The organism is Moorena sp. SIO1G6 (assembly GCF_010672795.1).
Lineage (GTDB): Bacteria > Cyanobacteriota > Cyanobacteriia > Cyanobacteriales > Coleofasciculaceae > Moorena > Moorena producens.
This window is the reverse complement of record NZ_JAAHFZ010000165.1, coordinates 1-1,733: the sequence shown is the minus strand read 5'-3', so window position 1 is coordinate 1,733 and position 1,733 is coordinate 1. Positions and strand designations below refer to the sequence as shown.

At 44.9% G+C, this 1,733-nt stretch carries 1 protein-coding gene and 1 pseudogene; both read left to right on the top strand.

Annotation, left to right across the window (positions count from 1 at the left end; all coding sequences use genetic code 11):
- Positions 1-207 precede the first annotated feature (207 nt).
- Complete coding sequence (locus F6K63_RS36750) at positions 208-1,194, top strand: cyanophycinase (protein ID WP_287315003.1); 987 nt, start codon at positions 208-210, stop codon at positions 1,192-1,194.
- A 375-nt stretch (positions 1,195-1,569) separates the two neighbouring features.
- Positions 1,570-1,733, top strand: a pseudogene (locus F6K63_RS36745) (tRNA-specific adenosine deaminase); the annotation flags it as partial.

Sequence of the window (1,733 nt, the reverse complement as noted above, 5' to 3'; positions counted from 1 at the left end):
AGTCTGCCCCGTAACGCACCACCAAAAGGCTGGCCCTGATTTTCCACCTCTTTGCCAGTTTTGGGAAAGCCTGTCCGAGGCAGGAAACGGGCAAGATGCCCGTTCCACCCACCGGGTCAAACAGTAAACATCCGATGCACCCGGTTGAAGGTTAGTTGGTTAGAAGGTTAAGGTTGAACGGTTAAGCTTTCAGGGTGAATCAAGATAGTGAAACGTTTAGTTATTACTGCTTTAGTATTCGTGATCATGCTGGGAGTAGTAGCTTTCCCTGCAGCTGCTACGGTCAAGCGCTATCAAATTAGTGAATCTCCTAATGTTGGTCTGTCTTTAGATGGTCCTGCCTTTGATTTAGGTGGTGGTGGTCCTGATGTGGATGAAGCGATCCAGTGGATGATTAACGAAGTTAGGGATTGCAGTAAATGCGATAGCACTGTTGATGTAGTAGTAATCCGGTCTTTTGGTGACGATGGCTACAATCAACCGATCTATGACATGAAGGGAGTTAATTCTGTAGAAACCCTAGTGCTCGATAGTCGTGATGACGCTTATCGACCGGATGTGGTGGCTACGGTGGAAAACGCTGAGGTATTATTCTTTACTGGTGGTAACCAATGCGACTACGTGGAGAATTTCCAGGACACAGACCTCCATGATGCGATCGCTAATGTGCTTGATCAAGGTGGCGCTATTGGTGGAACCAGTGCTGGTGCCATGATTCAAGGTAGTTTTGTCTATGATAGTTGTCAAGGTTCTGTCATTTCCGATGAAGCCCTCAATGACCCCTATAACGAGTACATTAGCTTTACCAATCACCTGTTTGAATGGCGAGACCTAGAATCAGTCATTGTCGATACCCACTTTAGCAAAAGAAACCGGATGGGTCGCCTGATGGTATTCATTGCTCGCCAGCTCCAAGATACCGACGCAGAAGAGGTATTAGGCATCGGAGTAGACGAAGCAACATCAGTCGTTGTAGACTACAACGGTTACGCTAAAGTGATAGGAGAAGGCGCAGCCTATTTTGTTTTAGGTGACCATAGACCAGAAGAATGTGAACCAGGAATTCCCCTAACCTTTTCCAATTACAAAATTTGGAAACTATCCGGAGGTGACACCTTTGACCTCAGATATTTACCAACCTCTGGCTACGAAATCGCTAGCGTAGAGGAGGGAATAATTAGTGTTAGGGAATAAGGAATGGGGAATCGGGAATCGGGAATCGGGAATCGGGAATGGGGAATCGGGAGCAGGGTTAAAATACTTGTTTATATAGCGTTTATAGGATTTATGAGGTACGGTTATCAACCTTAAAGTCCCCCTTGATAAGGGGGATTTAGGGGGATACCTTTGTACCTCATGGCATAGATAATTGCTAGAAAACTAATTAATAATATTACAAATATCGCCTAAACTAATTACTATAAATCCCAAATTTAGTATTTAAATTAACAATTTAAAATTTAAAATAGCAATAACAAAATCCTTATATCTCTATTTCCCCATCTCCCCATCTCCCGACTCCCAACTCCCGATTCCCGACTCCCGACTCCCGACTCCCGACTCCCCAGAATGGAAGTACCTAACCCGATTGATAACTCCTATCTCATCCATCGCAAATGGATGACTGTTGCCATAGAAATTGCCCAGAAAGCTGGTGAAGCGGGTGAGGTACCAGTGGGTGCAGTGATTGTAGACAGTGAAGGTAAGTTAATTGCGACAGGAGAGAATCGCCG